At 70.6% G+C, this 15,495-nt stretch carries 13 protein-coding genes and 4 pseudogenes; 9 read left to right on the forward strand and 8 right to left on the reverse strand.

Features of this window, described 5'->3' with window-relative positions:
- Positions 1 to 33 precede the first annotated feature (33 nt).
- From BN1555_RS33925 to BN1555_RS33935, 3 genes and pseudogenes are all read left to right on the forward strand, one after another.
- Complete coding sequence (locus BN1555_RS33925; RefSeq protein WP_093803852.1) at positions 34 to 1,071, forward strand: Lrp/AsnC family transcriptional regulator; 1,038 nt, start codon at positions 34 to 36, stop codon at positions 1,069 to 1,071.
- 362 nt (positions 1,072 to 1,433) lie between these two features.
- Positions 1,434 to 2,609, forward strand: a pseudogene (locus tag BN1555_RS33930) (IS30 family transposase); the annotation flags it as partial.
- Between the two features lie 29 nt (positions 2,610 to 2,638).
- Positions 2,639 to 2,941, forward strand: a pseudogene (locus BN1555_RS33935) (integrase core domain-containing protein); the annotation flags it as partial.
- Between the two features lie 58 nt (positions 2,942 to 2,999).
- Here BN1555_RS33935 and BN1555_RS40985 read toward each other — a convergent pair.
- The gene (locus BN1555_RS40985; RefSeq protein ID WP_255306322.1) at positions 3,000 to 3,341 is read right to left on the reverse strand and encodes a DUF6233 domain-containing protein; all 342 of its coding nucleotides are present in this window, start codon (positions 3,339 to 3,341) and stop codon (positions 3,000 to 3,002) included.
- 211 nt (positions 3,342 to 3,552) lie between these two features.
- Between BN1555_RS40985 and BN1555_RS33945 the strand changes: the two genes are divergently transcribed.
- Complete coding sequence (locus BN1555_RS33945) at positions 3,553 to 3,702, forward strand: hypothetical protein (RefSeq protein ID WP_218058223.1); 150 nt, start codon at positions 3,553 to 3,555, stop codon at positions 3,700 to 3,702.
- 94 nt (positions 3,703 to 3,796) lie between these two features.
- On the opposite strand, the pseudogene BN1555_RS33950 reads toward BN1555_RS33945, so the two are convergent.
- A pseudogene (locus BN1555_RS33950) lies at positions 3,797 to 4,150 on the reverse strand (winged helix-turn-helix transcriptional regulator); the annotation flags it as partial.
- Positions 4,151 to 4,244: 94 nt separating this feature from the next.
- Between BN1555_RS33950 and BN1555_RS33955 the strand changes: the two are divergent.
- Complete coding sequence (locus tag BN1555_RS33955; protein ID WP_093802973.1) at positions 4,245 to 5,456, forward strand: pyridoxal phosphate-dependent aminotransferase; 1,212 nt, start codon at positions 4,245 to 4,247, stop codon at positions 5,454 to 5,456.
- A 298-nt stretch (positions 5,457 to 5,754) separates the two neighbouring features.
- On the opposite strand, the gene BN1555_RS33960 is transcribed toward BN1555_RS33955, so the two are convergent.
- Complete coding sequence (locus tag BN1555_RS33960; RefSeq protein ID WP_093802975.1) at positions 5,755 to 6,657, reverse strand: LysR family transcriptional regulator; 903 nt, start codon at positions 6,655 to 6,657, stop codon at positions 5,755 to 5,757.
- A 109-nt stretch (positions 6,658 to 6,766) separates the two neighbouring features.
- Between BN1555_RS33960 and BN1555_RS33965 the strand changes: the two genes are divergently transcribed.
- The gene (locus tag BN1555_RS33965) at positions 6,767 to 7,972 is read left to right on the forward strand and encodes an MFS transporter (RefSeq protein WP_093802976.1); all 1,206 of its coding nucleotides are present in this window, start codon (positions 6,767 to 6,769) and stop codon (positions 7,970 to 7,972) included.
- 484 nt (positions 7,973 to 8,456) lie between these two features.
- Here the strand turns inward: BN1555_RS33965 and BN1555_RS33970 are convergent, their stop codons facing one another.
- Positions 8,457 to 9,704, reverse strand: a complete 1,248-nt coding sequence (locus BN1555_RS33970; protein WP_093802977.1) for a serine hydrolase domain-containing protein — start codon at positions 9,702 to 9,704, stop codon at positions 8,457 to 8,459.
- A 496-nt stretch (positions 9,705 to 10,200) separates the two neighbouring features.
- Between BN1555_RS33970 and BN1555_RS33975 the strand changes: the two genes are divergently transcribed.
- From BN1555_RS33975 to BN1555_RS33985, 3 genes and pseudogenes are all read left to right on the forward strand, one after another.
- The gene (locus BN1555_RS33975) at positions 10,201 to 11,079 is read left to right on the forward strand and encodes a CPBP family intramembrane glutamic endopeptidase (protein ID WP_093802978.1); all 879 of its coding nucleotides are present in this window, start codon (positions 10,201 to 10,203) and stop codon (positions 11,077 to 11,079) included.
- Positions 11,080 to 11,104: 25 nt separating this feature from the next.
- Positions 11,105 to 12,325, forward strand: a complete 1,221-nt coding sequence (locus tag BN1555_RS33980) for a sensor histidine kinase (RefSeq protein WP_093802979.1) — start codon at positions 11,105 to 11,107, stop codon at positions 12,323 to 12,325.
- Between the two features lie 4 nt (positions 12,326 to 12,329).
- Positions 12,330 to 13,021: pseudogene (locus BN1555_RS33985) on the forward strand (response regulator).
- Positions 13,022 to 13,041: 20 nt separating this feature from the next.
- Here the strand turns inward: BN1555_RS33985 and BN1555_RS33990 are convergent.
- The 4 genes from BN1555_RS33990 to BN1555_RS34005 are packed head-to-tail and all read right to left on the reverse strand — an operon-like array spanning position 13,042 to position 15,442.
- Entirely contained in the window at positions 13,042 to 14,109 is a 1,068-nt protein-coding gene (locus BN1555_RS33990) for a hypothetical protein (protein WP_093802981.1), read from the reverse strand.
- A 5-nt stretch (positions 14,110 to 14,114) separates the two neighbouring features.
- Positions 14,115 to 14,312, reverse strand: coding sequence for a hypothetical protein (locus BN1555_RS33995; protein WP_093802982.1), 198 nt, complete (start codon positions 14,310 to 14,312; stop codon positions 14,115 to 14,117).
- The gene (locus tag BN1555_RS34000; RefSeq protein WP_141662935.1) at positions 14,294 to 14,587 is read right to left on the reverse strand and encodes a hypothetical protein; all 294 of its coding nucleotides are present in this window, start codon (positions 14,585 to 14,587) and stop codon (positions 14,294 to 14,296) included. The genes BN1555_RS33995 and BN1555_RS34000 overlap by 19 nt, the downstream gene beginning before the upstream one ends.
- A gap of 6 nt (positions 14,588 to 14,593) precedes the next feature.
- A complete protein-coding gene (locus BN1555_RS34005) occupies positions 14,594 to 15,442 on the reverse strand; it encodes a glycoside hydrolase family 16 protein (RefSeq protein ID WP_093802984.1) in 849 nt (282 codons plus the stop codon).
- Positions 15,443 to 15,495 lie beyond the last annotated feature (53 nt).

Genomic DNA, 15,495 nt, shown 5'->3' on the forward strand with positions numbered 1-15,495 from the left:
ATCGTGGCAGATACCGGCACAGGCGCGGGGGTGGTGGCGGGTGCGGAGCCATACGTTCCGGACACTCTGGATCGCGGCATCCTGCACGTGCTGCAGCTGGACGGCCGTGCGCAGTTCCGCCGGATCGCGCCCGTCCTGAACGTCTCCGAGCACACGGTCGCGCGCCGGTACCGGCGGTTGCGGGCGGCGGGCCTGCGGGTCGTGGGCGAACCGGACACGGAACGGCTGGGCCGCACCCAGTGGCTGCTGCGCCTGCGCTGCGCGCCGGACGCCGCCCTCCCACTGGCTGACGCGCTCGCCCGCCGCCCGGACACGGGGCACGTCACGCTAGCCTCCGGCGGTACCGAGCTGCACTGCACCATCCACACCGGCAGTGCCGAGGAGGACGAGGAGGTCCTGCTGCGCGCACTGCCCCGCACCCCCCGCGTCGTCTCCTTCGACGCCCACTGCTTCCTGCGTACCTTCAGCGGCAACCCGCCCCGCTGGTACACCAAGCTGGGCGCGCTGACCGCCGCGCAGCACGCGGTCCTCGCCCCGGACGGCGAGCCGCGGCCCGCTACCCCGTTCACGACGCCCCCGCCCCTGGCCCCTCTGGCCCCACCGCGCCCGCATGTCGAACTCGACGCCCTCGACCGTGCTCTGATCGCGGCCCTCGCCCGCGACGGCCGCGCCCCGCTTCCCGAACTGGCTGCCGCCACCGGCCTGTCCCCGTCCAGCATCCGCCGCCGCCTGGACCACCTGCGCGCCACCGGCGCCGTCCGCATCAACGTCGGCTTCCCTCCGGCCCGCCTGGGATACCGCAAGCGCGCGATGCTCTGGCTACGGGTCGCGCCGGGTGCGCTGCAGACCGTCGGCGAGGTCCTCTCCGGCCATCCCCAGACCGACCTGGTCGCGGCAACCACCGGCCCCTCGAACCTGGTCGCCACCGTCATCTGCCGCGACGCCACCGAGCTTTACCTCTACCTCAACCACCACATCGGCTCCCTCCCGGACATCCAAGCGGTGGAGACAACACCCGTGATCCGCGAGGTGAAACGGCTGGCGGCATGGCACGGCGACAGCCACCGCTGACCCGCGGCCTATCCGACTCGGGACACGTCGGGCCCGCGTGTCATCGACGTGGTGCGCTGACGCATGGCGCCAGGCGAGGGCGGATTCAACTGGTCGTCGCAACACCTTGATCATGGAGGTGTGCGATGGGGCGAGACCAGATGCAGAAGGCACTGGAGGCGCCTGCGGAGGCGAGACGGCAATGGGCGGTGGATCGGGCGATGCGACCGCCGATGCGTTCACCGGGTCGGCCGGTGCCCTCTCGTGCAGTGCAGCGTCACTTCTGGCGGCGGATCGCGTCGGGAGTGACGACCGCGGAGGCCGCGGCGGCTGTTGGCGTTTCATGGCCGGTCGCCACCCGGTGGTTCCGTCGCGTTGGCGGGATGCCGCCGATCAGCCCGGATGGGCCCACCGGCCGCTGTCTGTCGTTCGCCGAGCGTGAGGAGATCGCGCTGCTGCGCGCCCAGGAGTCCGGCGTGCGGGAGATCGCTCGCAGGATCGGCCGCGACGCGGGCACGATCTCACGCGAGCTGCGCCGCAACGCGGCGACCCGGGGCGGCAAACCGCTCTACCGGGCTCTGGTGGCGCGGTGGACAGGACAGCAGGCTGCGAAGTGTCCGAAGACCGCGAAACTCGCAGGTGATGACAGGTTGCGTGAGTACGTGCAGGACCGGCTCGCCGGCAGCGTCCGCCGCCCCGACGGCACGACCGTCACCGGGCCCAAAACGCCCGCGTGAAAGGGGCTGAACAAGCCGCACCGGCAGGACAGGCGTTGGGCGATGGCGTGGGGACCGGAGCAGATCTCGCACCGGCTGCGTGTCGACTTCCCCGATGATGAGTCCATGCGCATCAGCCACGAAGCGATCTACCAGGCGCTGTTCATCGAAGGCCGTGGCGCGCTCAAGCGGGAGCTGGTCATGTGTCCGCGCACCGGTCGGGCGCTGCGGGTTCCCCGTGCACGGTCGCGGAACAAGCCGCAGGGGCATGTCACCGCGGAGGTCGTCCTCAGTGAACGCCCCGCCGAGGCTGCGGACCGTGCGGTCCCCGGATACTGGGAAGGAAATCTGATCATCGGGACGGGCCGCTCCATGATCGGCACGCTGGTCGAGCGCGGCAGCCGCTCCACGCTCCTGGTACACCTGCCCCGGCTCGAGGGCCGGGGCGAGAATCCGCCCGTGAAGAACGGCCCCTCGCTCGGGGGCTACGGCGCGATCGCGATGAACGCGGCACTCATCGTGGCGATGACGCAGCTGCCCGGGCAGCTGCGCAAGACCCTCACCCGGGACCGCGGGAAGGAATTTTCCGGTCATGCCCAGTCCGCTCTCGATACCGGGGCGAAGGTGTTCTTCGCGGATCCGTACTCGCCCTGGCAACGACCGACGAACGAGAACACGAACGGGCTGCTGCGTCAGTACTTCCCGAAGGGCACCGATCTCTCCCGCTGGTCGTCCACGGACCTCGAAGCCGTCGCCACGGCGATCAACAACCGGCCCCGCAAGATCCTCGGCTGGCGGACACCGGCCGAGGTCTTCGAAGAGCGGCTACGCTCGCTTCAACAGCCCGGTGGTGCTAACGGCCGGTTGAACTCGCTCAATATACGAGTAGGGCCTTCGCTGGAATCCGCAGGTCAGCCGGGGTCCGGCAGAGCATGGGCGCGGTCGGGTCCAGTGCCGACAACGCCGCGGCCGAGCCCTTCAACGCCGGCTTCAAAAGAGAGACCCTCAAAGGTCAAAAGGGCTGGCCGAGCGAGCGCGAGGCGCGACTCGACGCCTTCCGCTGGCTGACCCGGTACAACACCCGCCGCCGGCATTCCCATCTCGGTCAGCGGTCCCCGATCGCCTTCGAGGAAGCCTTCCGACCGACGACGACCACCCTTGCTCAAGCTGCATAGACGTGTTCAGGATTCGGGTCAAGGCCCGGGCTCATTCTTTCCCCCTGCCAGTGCCCGCTCATTCCAGCACGCCGAGGGCGGTGTCCGGTCGGCAGTAGGGGCAGGCGGGCACGCCTTCGGCCAGCAGCCGCCGTATCTGCTCGGGCTCGGCGGCCACGCAGCGGTTGCCGGTGTCCCAGCACTCTACGATGGGCCCCGGCGGGAAAGACCGGCTGCTCGCCGGTGCAGCGGATGCGCAGGGAGTGGTGGCCTTCGCCGTTGAACTCCCAGGTGTCCTGCCCGCGGTGGAACAGGGTGACCAGGGCGTGGCGGTCAAAGAAGATCGAGACCTTCGGTGATCGGGATCCGTTATGCGACGGTCCGCACGCTCGTGCGGAGCTGCTTCGGGGCCCGCGGTCACAGGGGCCCCAACCTCTGGCTCCCGAGGCTGCCGGGCGTGGTGATGAAAGGCGGGTGGCGTCCCTCAGGCCCGTAATCCGACGATTGTCGATGATCACTGCACGAGACCTGTTTCCACCACCCGGCCATGATCAGCCATCAAGGGTTCGACGCCTCACTGCTTGTCGTGCACGAGGTCGTTACTGCAGACCGCGGGTTCCGGCGGCGAGGTCGTGAAGCTCATGCCGGCCCTGACCACCACGGACGAGGACCTGGGCGAGGGCCTCGGCATCCTGCGGGAGGCGGTGGCCGATGCCGTGGGAGCCGGTGGCCGCTCGCGCCCGGTGACCGGCCGCGCTATGGCCGGGGCCGGGGCCTGGTAGACCATCCGCCACGTATACGGGCGGTTCAATCCCGCGGCGGCGGAGCCGTCATCCCCGCGGCGGCTCCCGCCTCCCGGGCCGGGCCGCGTTCGGTGAACCAATGAGTACGTACCGCGTCCGTCGGCCCCGGTTCGCCGAGCGCGTCCAGGCCCCAGTCGGCCAGGGCGTCGATGACCTGGCGCAGTGCCAGCCCGCGCGGGGTGAGCCGGTACGCCGCCGCGCTGGCGGGCCGCTCCAGGCGGTAGCGCTCGACCAAGCCGTCGCGCTCCAGCTGCCTGAGCCTGCCGGCAAGGACGTCGGTGGAGACGCCCGGCAGATCGGTGTGCAGTTCGGTGTACCGCCGGGGGCCGTGCAGCAGCTCACGGACGATCAGCAGGCTCCAGCGTTCCCCCACCGCGTCCAGCGCTCGGGCGACGGCGCAGTACTGGTCGTAGCTTCGGTGCGACATGGATCCAGCATAGCCAAAAGGTTGGACTTTCCAAGTAACCACTTGGTAGAACAAAGCAATCAAGACGGCGCGGATGATGATCGGGAGGCCACAGATGAGGTTCCGGCAGTCCAGAAAACTGAAGGACGTGTGCTATGAGATACGCGGTCCGGTAGTCGATCAGGCCAACGCCCTTGAGAAGGCTGGTCACAGCGTGCTGCGGCTGAACACCGGCAACCCCGCACCGTTCGGCTTCGAGGTGCCGGAGGAGATCCTCCAGGACATCATTCGCAACCTGCACAACGCCCACGGCTACAGCGATGCCCGGGGCATCCTGCCCGCCCGGCGCGCGGTGATGCAGTACTACCAGCAGCGGGGCGTCGCGGGCGTGACCGTCGATGACGTCTACCTCGGCAACGGTGCCTCCGAGCTGATCCAGATGGCCGTGCAGGCACTGGTCGACGACGGCGACGAAGTACTTGTCCCCGCACCCGACTTCCCACTCTGGACGGCCGTGGTCCGGTTCGCCGGGGGCCGGGTCGTGCACTACACGTGCGACGAGGACGCGGACTGGTTCCCCAGCCTCGAAGACATAGCTGCGAAGATCACCGATCGCACCAAGGCCATCGTGGTCATCAACCCCAACAACCCGACCGGCGCGGTCTACTCCAGGGAACTCCTCGAAGGCATCCTCGAACTGGCCCGTCGGCACGGGCTGATGGTGTTCGCGGACGAGATCTACGACAAGATCCTCTATGACGACGCCGAGCATCACTGCCTGGCCGCGCTCAGCGAGGACGTGCTCACGCTCACCTTCAATGGCCTCTCCAAGTCCTACCGCGTGGCGGGTTTCCGCAGCGGCTGGCTGGTCGTCTCCGGACCGAAGGAACAGGCTGGGGACTACCTGGAAGGCCTGACCATGCTGGCCGGGATGCGGCTGTGTCCGAACGTGCCGGCCCAGTACGCGGTCCAAGCCGCGCTCGGCGGACATCAGTCGATCTACGACCTCACGCTGCCGACCGGCCGACTCACCGAACAGCGAGACGTGGCCTGGCGGGCGCTGAACGATATCCCGGGCGTGAGCTGCGTCAAGCCCAAGGGCGCGCTGTACGCCTTCGCCAAACTCGACCCGAACGTGCACAAGATCGTCGACGACGAGCGGTTCGTGCTGGACCTGCTGCTGCGCGAGAAGATCCACGTGGTCCAGGGCACCGGATTCAACTGGCCCCGCCCGGACCACTTCCGGCTCGTCAACCTGCCCCACGCGGCCGACCTGGAGACCGCCATCAACCGCATCGGCCGCTTCCTCGCTACCTACCGTCAATAACCGGGCCCGGGCTCCAGCCCGGCTGATCGCCGTCGTAAGTCATCGACCTGCGATGTGTCGACCTCGTGTCAGTGGGAGTGTGTCAGTCAGGGCCGAGTGGGAGAACTTTGTTCCCGCTGGTCGCCGGCCCGTGGCTGGGGTTTGCCACTGACGTGGCGGTGGTACTCCCCGGCCTCGCGGCTGTCATGGGGTGGTGCATCGCCAGATGGCTCATTGCAACGGGGACCGGAAGATAAAGAAAAAACTGGGAGCGCTGGATGGAGACCGGGCTTCGGGAATGACGGCAGGGGTTTCGCGGTCAGGCCGCCGGCCCGGCGGTCTCGGTGACCGTCAGCGCGAAGGCCTCCGCCTGCGCGGAGGGCCGGGTGCGGTGGCGGATGAGGCCCAGTTCGGAGTCGGGCAGGCCCTGCACCGGGACGAAGGTGAGGGAGTCGCGGCGCCCGTGGTAGTCGGCTGTGGACCGGCACAGCAGCATGGTGCCGCGGTTGGCCGCCGTCAGACTCAGCCCTTCCTGGAGCGTGTTGACGCTGGGTCCGGCCGGTACGGGAAGGCCGCCCGGGGTCAGGCCGGGGGCCTGGGCCCGCCGCCAGTACTCGGGGGCGTCGCCGTCGATTGAGATGAGCCGGCAGGTGGTGAGTTCCTCGGCGGAGAGGGATTCCCGGGCGGCGAAGGGGTGGCGGACGGACACGGCGAGGGTCTGCGGCTGCCGGGGGAAGACCGGGCCGAGGACGAGGTCGTCCTCGGCCACCGGCAGCAGGACCACCGCGCAGTCCACCTCCCGGCGGCGCAGCGGCCCGAAGGGGTCGGAGAGCGGGATCTCGACGATGTCGATCGCGCAGTCGGGATACCGGTCCCCGAACAGGGCGATAGCCCGGCTGAGGTAGTCGTCGACGGTGCCCTGGAAACCGATGCGCAGCTCCCCGCCCGTGCCCCGTGCGGCGGCCCGGGCCTCGTCGACCGTGGAGCGCAGGGCGTCGTACGCGGGGCGCAGGTCTGCGAGGAAGCTCTCGCCGAGCGGGGTCAGGCGCACTCGGCGGCTGGTGCGTTCGACGAGCGGGGCGCCGATGCGGCTCTCCAGAGAGCGCAGCAGCTGGCTGACCCGGCTCTGGGACACGTACAGCCGCTCGCCCGCCCGTCCGAAGTGCAGCTCCTGGGCGAGCACGAGGAACGTCTCCAATTCGCGTATCTCGACACCGCTCATGGTTCCCTTTCCGCACTGCCGCTCCGCGCGGCCGATCGAGTAGTCCCGCTTATCGAAGGATGAGGGATCAGCCGTTGTTCCCGCAGACCGGGGCGGGTTGGCTGGTCGCATGGCACAGACTGAGGAAAACGCAGGCACCACCGCGGTGCCTGAGCGATCCGCGACCCGCGGTCGGCTGGGCGTCGCGGCGGTCGCGAGCGCGACGTTCACGGTGGTGACGTCCGAAATGCTGCCCGTGGGCCTGCTGACGCCCATCGGGGACGCGTTGAAGGTGACCGAGGGCACCGCCGGGCTGACCCTGACCATCACCGGTCTGGTCGGAGCGGTGTCGGCGCCGCTGCTGACACCGCTGCTGGGGCGGTTCGACCGGCGGACGGTGCTGTGTGTGCTGATGGCGGTCCTGACGGTGGGGAACCTGCTCACGGCATGGTCGCCGGACTTCGCTGTGATGGTGGCCGCCCGCGTGCTGGTCGGCATCGGCATGGGCGGCGTCTGGGCGATCGCGGCAGGCCTGGCGGTACGTCTGGTGCCGCCGAAGTCGATCGGCTCCGCGACCTCGTTGATCTTCAGCGGTATCGCGGTGGCGTCGGTGTTCGGCGTCCCGGCGGGTACGTACATCGGTGAACTGACCGACTGGCGGACGGCGTTCGTGACCGTGGGCGTGCTGGCGCTGGTGGTGCTGGTCGCCCTGGCGGTTCTGCTGCCGCGGCTGCCCGCGGAGCAGGAGGTGCGGCTCAGCGGTGTGGTGCGGCTGTTCGGCGAGGCGCGGGTGCGGACCGGACTGGCCGTGGTGGCGTTGCTTGTCACCGGGCACTTCGCCGCTTACACGTACGTACGCCCCGTACTGGAGGAGGTCTCGGGGGCGAGCGCCGGGATGATCGGCACGCTGCTGCTGGTGTACGGAGTCGCCGGCGTGGCGGGCAACTTTGCGGCCGGCACGGTCGCCGGCCGGTCACCGCGCTCCACCCTGCTGGTGATCAGCGCGGTACTGGCGGCCACGGTCGCGCTGGTACCGGTGCTGGGCGGCTCCGTTCTGACCGCCGGTGTGCTGCTCGCCGTCTGGGGACTGTCGTACGGCGGCGTGTCGGTCAGCACGCAGACCTGGCTGCTGGCTTCGGTTCCCGAGGCGCGCGAGGCCGCTTCCTCGCTGTTCGTCGGCGCCTTCAACGGGGCAATCGCCCTGGGCGCGCTGGTCGGGGGGCTGGCCGCGGACGGCGCGGGCGTCACCGCGGTGATGTGGCTGGGCTGCGGGCTCGCCGTCGCGGCCCTCACGGTGACGGTGCTGGGCAAGGCCCCCTCGTCCGGGCGTCTCTGAGACCGGGCCCGGCGCCCACCCCCGGGCCGCGCCACCCCGGTACAGGGGGGCGGCTCGGGCGGGCGCCGGACCCGCGACCGGCCAGCCGCAGCGGGACGGCTCGGGCGGTACGGGCGAGGCCTGCCCGTACCGCCCGAGGTGGCCGGCCGTCGACGGTGGCGAGGAACGTGGTGAGGAGCTCGACCCACTCTCCGACATGCGCAAGCACGGCCTGTCCGAGAACGGCGGCTCCACCGAGACGGGGAAGACGCTGCGGAACCTGACCCTCGAGGGCCTGGAAGCTGCCTCCTACGAGATGCGGTGCCCGATGGGTTCCACCGCGCGCGGCGGGCACATCCAGTCGGGCCGCGCGGTCATGGGACGACGGTATCGACTGCGGCCGTCACGAGGGGCGCTCCCCTGCTCCGAACGCGGCGTACGGAGGTCGGGCGGCAAGCGGGGCCGGACCCGTCGGGGCCGGCCCCGGTGCGGGGGAAAGGGTCGGTCAGCTCAGTGTCATGGGGGTGTCGGGGGTGAGTTCGGCCGCAATGCGTTCGGCCACCTCTTCGGCCATGTTGCCCGCCGGGGTCTTCGGGGTCTTGGTGGCGGAGACCGCGATGGCGATCCGCTTGGACGAGTGGTACGCCTTGATCGCCCCGTAGCCCGAGAACGACGGGTTCTGGATCACCCAGCCGTTGACGACCAGGACGCCGAGACCGAAGTGCCTGGCCTTCGTCTGCTTCACGCAGACCGTGGCGGGACATGTCTTGGTCGCGCCGCCGAGGCCGACCGTGCCCGGGTTCAGCAGGGTGCGGTACGAGCGGGGCGACAGGAGCTCGCCGCTGCCGATGCCCTCCGCCGAGCGGGCCAGGTCGCAGATGTGGGTGGTGATGACCGCGCCGGGTGCGGTGGTCCACGACGGGTTCCAGAAGGTGGATTCCTCGTACAGGCCGCGCTCGGAGGTGAAGGCGTGCAGGACGGGCCTGGGCATGTCGGGGGTGAAGCTGTTGCGGGTGTTGCGCAGGCCCAGCGGTCCTGTGACGCGCTGGTGCAGCAGCTCGTCGATGGGCGTGCCGGTGATCTTCTCCAGCGCCGCGATCAGGAGTACGAAGTTGGCGTGGGAGTAGCTCCAGTTGGTGCCTGGCTTGTACCAGAGCGGGTGGGCGAGCGAGTACCCCACCAGCTCCTTCGGCGTCCACTGGCGGAACGGGTGCGCCTCGAGCACTGCCAGGAAGTCCGGGTCGGTGACGTAGTCGTGCAGACCGCTGGTGGCGTTGCCCAGCATCCGCAGGGTGATCTTGTCGGCGTGGGGCAGGTCGGGCAGCCAGCGGTCCACGGTGTCGTCGAGGCCGACCTCGCCCTCTTCGACCAGTTGGAGGAGGGCCGTGCCCAGGTAGGAGAAGACCACGGAGCCGGCGCGGAAGTGCATGCCCGGCTCGGCCGGGACGTTGGTCATGGACTCGCCGAGCGCGTCCGTGACGACCTCCTGCCCGTCGGCGGCGACCCGCACCTGCACGGCCTTCAGCCGCAGGTCGGCCTTGGCCTTGCGGACGACGTCCAGGACCTGCTCGGCCTCGCCGCTGCGGCCCTCGGTCCTTACGCAGTCGGGGCCGCCGCGGTCTTCGGGACCCTTGGCCGACGCGGACGAGGCGGCGGTGGTCTGGAGCGTGGCGGCGAGGAGGGCGGCGCTCAGGAGGGCCCCGCAGGCGCGCGCGGCAGTGCGCGGCCGCGTACGGAAGGAAGTACGTGTCATGCCAGCACTATGTCGGGGAGAGTGCCGCAATTAGGGACAAAACACCTTGGCATCGTCGGTGACCCGCCCATGTGGGGGCAAGGTGGCCCCGCGCACCCCCCGGGCCGAGGTCCGGCGGGGACCGGGACGGGCCTCTGCCGGTGGGGCGGGGCGGCTCCGCGCGGCTATCTCACGCGGGCGAAGGGGTCCACCAAGGCCCTGGTGGAGCGCCTGGGCGCCGCACGGTGGAGTGCTACCGCGCCGGGAAGCTGACGACGGAGCCGGACATGAACTCCCGCCTCGGTCTCGCCGCCGCGGCCATAGTTCCTGGCCCTCTTACGGCGTCCGGTCCTGTTCCTGCCTCGACCGCGTCCCGTGGCGGAGTGGCGGGGGCGGGTGGCGCATCCCCCGTGAGAGCTACAGGAGCTGTCCACGCGCAGGTGATTCGCGGACGTCCGCGGGTTCCTAGCGTGGTCGTCAGGTCACCACGGGTGTGACCACTACCGGGGAGGCCACCATGGGAACGACATCCGCCACACAGCACGACACAGATTCCGGCCCGGACCCGGACCCGGACCACGACGGCGGCGGCCGTCCCGGCCGGATCGTGCGTTCTCCGCTCGGCTGGATGCTGGCGGGGTTGGCCGGCGTCGGCCTGGTCTCGGCGTTGACGGCGACCGGACCCGGCCCGGTGCCGGTGCTGGGCGCGGCCGCGGCAGTGGCCGTGTACTGGTTGGTCATGCGCTGCGTGGCACGACGCTCCACGCCGGAGATCGCCCGGTCCGGAGCCGGGCGGGAGGCGCTGCTGGGCGGCGGGATCGGTCTGGGTTTCATCCTCGTCTCCGCCCTTGTGATCACGGCGTTCGGGGGTTATTCGTTCTCCTGGGCGGGCGACGGCTTCCTGTCGGTCGCCTGGGCTGCGGTCGTGGTGCAGATCGGCGCCGCGGTCACCGAGGAGTTGCTGTTCCGTGGTTTTGCCCTGCAGGCCCTGGAGCAGCTGTGGGGCAGCCGGGCCGCCATTGTGATCACCTCGCTGTTCTTCGGTGCCGCCCACCTGGGCGCTCCGGGAGCGAGCGCGTGGAGCGGACTGGCGATCGCTCTGGAGGCGGGCGTCCTGCTTGGAGCCGCGTTCTTGTGGCGGCGTAGCATCTGGTTCGTCGCGGGTTTGCACTTCGCCTGGAACATGACGGAGCAGCTGCTCGGCATCCCGGTCTCCGGACGCACCCCCAAGGGTCTGTTCACCGTCGACGTCCACGGCTCCGCCCTCCTGACCGGGGGCGGTTTCGGCCTGGAGGCGTCGGTCGTGCCCGTCCTCATCGGTGTGGCCCTCGCCGTCCTGATGCTCGTCCTCGCCCGCCGGAACGGCGGGGCCGGGACCCGACGCGCGGGCCGCTGACCCAGGTCGACGGGAGGGAACGGAAATGGCAAATCGTCAGGTGCCCTGGGGTCCTTCGCTGCTCCGGGCACCGCTCGACTGGTGGCAGGAGCGGGATGCTCTCCTCAAGGACGGCACCCTCGCCCTGACTCTCACCCTGCTGGCCTTCGTGCCGACCCTGTCCAACCTCGGTGCACAGATCGGCGATCTGCCCGAGCGGCCGGCGAACGCGCTGAGCGCCGGGCTGGTCCTGGCCCAGGCCCTGCCGTTGGCGGTCCGCCGCAGGTGGCCCGCAGCCTGTCTGGCCGCCGTCGCGGGCGCGTTCGCCGTGCATCAGGCGCTGGGCTTCGCGACGACGTTCGCGAGTGTGGGGCTGTATCTAGCCCTGTACTCCGCCGGGGCCCACCAGATCCGCTTCCGTCACGGTCTGGCCGTCATGGCGAGTGCGGGCTACGCCGTGCTGGCCGTCGTCCTGGACCACCTCGGTTCACCGCAGTCGATACCGGACTATCTCGCGTTCTGTCTGGCTCTGGCCGCGTTCTGGCTGGTGGGGAGCACGGTGCGCACACGGCGGACGGAAGAGGCGAAGCGGCGGCGGCTGGTTGCCGAGGCGGCCACGGCCGCCGAGCGGGCGCGGATCGCCCGCGAGCTGCACGACGTGGTCACCCACCATGTGACCGCCATGGTGGTCCAAGCCGACGCGGCGCAGTTCCTGCTCACCTCCGCACCGGACAAAGCCAGCGAGGGACTGACGGCCGTCAGCGACACCGGCCGCCGGGCGCTGACGGAACTGCGGTACCTGCTCGGCGTCCTGGAGGCGACCGGCGAGTCGGCGTCCGCGGACTCGGCGCGTGCGGACCGGGCACCCGCCCTGGGACGGGTGGGGGACCTGGTCGAGCAGGCCCGCAGGTCGGGTCAGCCGGTCGAGTTCGCCGAGCAGGGTGAGCGGCGGCCGCAGAGCGTGGACGTGGAGCTGGCCGCGTACCGGGTGGTGCAGGAAGCACTCACTAACGCCATGAAGTACGCGGGCGGGAAGCCGACACAGGTCCTGCTCCGGCACGGCGACAAGCACATCGGGATCGAGGTGACCACCGACGGACCGGTCGCCGCACCGGTCACCCGCAGACCGGGCCCTGCGGGCGGACGTGGGCTGGCCGGGCTGCGTGCACGAGTGCGGATGCTCGATGGTGAACTGGAGGCCGGTCCCCGGCCCGAGGGCGGGTTCGAGGTCCGCGCCACGATCCCGTCCAAGACCCTTCAGGAGTGACCCCGTGAGCGATGCGCCGCCACCGATCCGTGTACTCGTCTGCGACGACCAGGCGCTGGTGCGCACCGGCTACGTCACCATCTTCTCCGCGCAGCCCGACATGGAGGTCGCCGGGGAGGCCGAGAACGGTCACGAGGCGGTCCAGGCCGCGCGGCGACTGCACCCCGACGTGGTTGTGATGGACATCCGGATGCCCCTGCTCGACGGCATCCAGGCGACGAGGCAACTGGCCGGTCCCGATACCGAAGACGCGCCGAAGGTACTGGTCGTCACCACGTTCAACGTCGACGCCTACGTCTACGACGCGTTGCGCGCCGGAGCGAGCGGCTTCCTCCTCAAAGACGCGCCTCCGGCGGAGCTGGTCAACGGCATCCGCACCGTCGCCCAGGGCGAGGCCCTGCTGGCCCCCGCCGTCACCCGCCACCTCATCGGCCACTTCGCCCAGTATCTGCGACCGGCCGACACCTCCCGGCAGGGCAGGCAGCACGTCGTGCGTGCACTGACCCCCGGGAGCTGGAAGTGCTCCAACTGATCGCCGAAGGGCTGTCGAACGCGGAGATCGCTGCGGCGATGTTCATCACGCCCGAGACCGTCAAGACCTATGTGTCCCGCATCCTGGCGAAACTCGGCCTGCGCGACCGCGTCCAAGCCGTCGTCCTCGCCTACCGGGTCGGACTGGTATCCGGCACACCGTGAGCCAGCACGGCCGTATGCCCTCAGCGCCGCCCGACTGGTCGAAGCCCAGCTCCACCACGGAGGCAACGTTCGGCCTGGCTACCGTACTTGGCGGGCGTGTCGCAGTAGCCGGACTTCGCATCGGACGTGTTCTCGACCAGGCTGGGCACCTTGTCCAGTTCGATGGCGGGGGTGGCCTTCTTCGTACCGCTTCGTGCCTCGGCCGCGTGTGCGTCGTCCGGGTACGTGTCGAGGAGATGCTGGTAGCGCGCCCGCGCCCGCGCCTGCTGCCAGGCGTCCTCGTCCGTCAGGCTGTCGCCGCATCCCACCAACGCGGCGGGTTCCACACGGGCCGCGGTGTCGGCGGACCGGTCCAGTACGTCGCGGGTGCGCTCGCGGCCGCGGAGCCAGTCGGTGATGTCGGCGGTGTCGCAGGAGTCCTTGGTCGGCAGGCCGTCGAGGAAGGCGCCCAGGACCGTCTCGACGGTCTTCTCGTTGCCGGGCTCCCTCAGGACGCGGGCGAGGATGCCGAAGCCCCGCTCCAGGTCCTCGATGTTCCCGTTCCGGCCGGCGTCGGCCAGCGTGGAGGCTGCCTGTTCCAGCCGGTGGCGCGCCTCTACCACCGCGTCACCGGGTTCGACCACCGGTACGCCCGCCAGGCGGTGGCCGAACCACACCTCGTCCTGCGCGGCCACGGCCTTCTCGCAGTCGCCGCCCTCGCGGGCCTCGTCGACGCGGTCCTCGATCCCGTACGCATCGACGCGCAGCAGCGCGGCGCGCTGCCCGCGCCGTACCACGTGCTCCGCGCGCCCTCGTGCCAGGACCCAGCCGTGGGCGATGCCGGCCGCCCACCACAGGAGCAGCAGAATCCCGCACCGGGTCACGGCGGTCGAGGCGGTGAGGCTGAGGAGCACGACCGTGCCGAGCGCGGCGAGCGCGGCCAGCCGCCAGTGGCCCAGCAGCAGATAACCGATGCCGAGCAGCGAGGCGTTGCCCAGGGCCGCCGCCACCAAGTCGCACGGGGACGGGGCGCTGGGGGGGGGCTCGGGAGGCTCCGGCGGCCCGTCGGGCGGCCGGTTCGGGTCGCGCGCGTACGTCGGGTAGCCCATGGGGATCACCCCCGAGGTGAAGTGGGCGCCGGGCCGCGTACGGGGAACCAGTGACGGCCGGTCTCGCCGAGCACCACCCACAGGGCCACCACATCGATGCCGGAGATCACGAGAACCGCGAGGCTGGGCGTCCCGGCGGCCAGCGAGCCGATGAAACCGAGGACCGCCGAGAACGTCACGAAGATCAGCCACACGGCGAACACCACACGGATCCAGGGGCGGCGCTTTCGAGCCAGTACGACGCAGACGACCTGGAGCGCTGCCAGCCCCAGCAGAACAGCGCCACGAACCAAGCCATGCCCATCGGCGTGAGCAGGTCCTGCCCGTGCTCCTGCTTGCTGAGGTTCTCCTGGAGGATCGCCCAGCCGCCGAAGGCCGTGCCCAGCGCGTGCACGGTGACGGTCACGAGAACGAAGACGAGAGGCCCGGGCATGCGCGCCGTCTCGGGCGGACCGGGCGGATACGGAGAGCTGTGCATCGCGGATCACCTCACGCTTTCGTTGTCCGGCAGGTCGTAGACCCGGGCCCGGTCCACTTCGTGGACGGCGCTCTGCAGGCCGTCCCCGTGGAAGTTGTCGAGCTGGATGGTCTGGTGCATGGACGGGGCGCACCGGACGCAGTCGCGGTCCGCGTTCGCGCCGCCGGAGAAGCGGAACCACTCCTCGCCGTCGATGAAGCCGCGCAGAAGGTCCGGGGTCCACTCGACGGCGACGTTGTGCCACTGCGACAGATCCACGCCGCACTTCTGCGCGAACTCCTGCTGCACGGGGACGCCTTCCGGATGCGGGTAGTGCAGGAACGCCTCGGCGCACCGCTCGCCCGGAGCGCCGTTCTCCACGTAGTCGTACTCGCCGTCCTGAGGGTGCTCGCCCGAGTCCGGCCACAGGATCAGCAGCGGGTGGTACTGCCGCCCGTTGTCGTGGGCGGTGGCCCGGGAGCGCACGCGAGCCTCCCACCGGCCGTACTGCCGGCCGTACTGCGAGGCGAGCCAGCCGGTGTCTCCGTTCGCCTCGCCGGTCATGCGCAGTACGTCGCCGACGACCCGGGTGCTGACGTCGCAACGACGGCCGTTGCCGCTGTGGCCGGGCCAGCACTTGCCGGGGCCGCCGCCCGCCAGGCGCCACTTGTCGCGGTCCGGTACGGCGGGATCGGCCTCGGAGCCGTAGGTGGACTCGTCCGACCACTCGGGCAGTGGGTCGCCCCAGCCGTACCGTCCGGCGGCAACCGTCGGATCGGCGGGGGCGGCGTTCACCGTGGCCGCCGTGAGCGTCACCGCGAGTGCCGCCACGCCGAACCCCACGGCCAGGTGCCGGACGCGAAGTCGTCCGTACATGACTCTCCTTCAGCCTGTCGCGCGTCTGTGAAAGGGAGCGGCCCGTCCCGGCC

The sequence above is a fragment of the Streptomyces sp. Wb2n-11 genome (assembly GCF_001049855.1).
Classification (GTDB): domain Bacteria; phylum Actinomycetota; class Actinomycetes; order Streptomycetales; family Streptomycetaceae; genus Streptomyces; species Streptomyces altiplanensis.